This is a genomic window from Aphanothece microscopica RSMan92 (assembly GCF_046613545.2).
In the GTDB taxonomy this organism is placed as follows: Bacteria; Cyanobacteriota; Cyanobacteriia; order PCC-6307; family Cyanobiaceae; genus NIES-981.
In genome coordinates this window covers 1-1,154 of the sequence record NZ_JBKKKY020000198.1, presented here as the reverse complement: position 1 = coordinate 1,154, position 1,154 = coordinate 1, and the positions used below count along the sequence as shown (strand labels likewise).

The 1,154-nt window shown below is 71.8% G+C and carries 1 pseudogene; it reads right to left on the bottom strand.

From position 1 onward, the window contains the following. Positions 1-1,154, bottom strand: a pseudogene (locus ACLD7X_RS16935) (hypothetical protein); the annotation flags it as partial.

Sequence of the window (1,154 nt, the reverse complement as noted above, 5' to 3'; positions counted from 1 at the left end):
GCGCCCGAGGGCCGTGGCGCTTTCACCGTCGGCGATGGACGCTGCTCCGAGGGCTGTGGCGGCGGTACCTGAAGCCCGGGCGTTCAACCCGACGGCGGTCGCGGCGATTCCGGTGGCATTGGCGCTAGGACCTAGGGCCGTCGCCTGTTGCCCTGAGGCCAGGGCGTCAAACCCGACGGCGGTCGCCTGGGTTCCGGTCGCATTGGCCCTGCGCCCGAGGGCCGTGGCGCTTTCACCGTCGGCGATGGACGCTGCTCCGAGGGCTGTGGCGGCGGTACCTGAAGCCCGGGCGTTCAACCCGACGGCGGTCGCGGCGATTCCCGTGGCATTGGCGCTGCGCCCGAGGGCCGTGCTGCTTTCACCGTCGGCGCTGGAGGCTGTTCCGACGGCAGTCGCGGCTGTTCCGGTGGCATTGGCCTTGCGCCCGAGGGCCGTGGCGCTTTCACCGTCGGCGATGGAGGCTTCTCCGAGGGCTGTGGCGGCGGTACCTGAAGCCCGGGCGTCCAACCCGACGGCAGTCGCGGATGTTCCGGTGGCGTTGGCGTTGCGCCCGAGGGCCGTAGCGCTGCTGCCATCCGCCCGGGAGTTGGCCCCCAGGGCCGTGGCTCCGGTCTGGTTGGCGAGGGCATCCGAGCCGATGGCGGTGGTATTAGCGCCGTTGGCGGTGGCGTTGGGCCCGTAGCAGACGGCGTTGGCGCCGGTGCCGGTGCAATTGAGGCTGCTGACGGCGGCAGCGGAGGCGGCTGAGCGGGAGAGGGTGCCGTCGTCGTTGGCGAGGATCAGGCCGCTGCCGGTGCCGGACAGGTTGGGGATGGTGACGGTGTCGCCAGAGCGACCGAGCACGATCTGGTTGGCCCGGGTGGTGGTGGCACCGGTGCCGATGGCGGTGGAGCCGGTGAAGTTGGCCAGGGCGCCGGCACCCAACGCGGTGGTTTGGAAGCCCGTGGCATTGGCCTTGCGTCCGAGGGCCGTGGCGCTTTCACCGTCGGCGATGGAGGCTGTTCCGACGGCGGTCGCGGCGGTTCCGCTGGCGTTGGCCAGGTAACCGGTGGCGGTAGCGCCTGCTCCAGCCGCCCTGGCCTGGTCACCAAGGGCTGTCGCCGCTGAGCCGGAGGCGTTGCTGCGGTAGCCGATGGCGATGGCTCCCGAGAGGG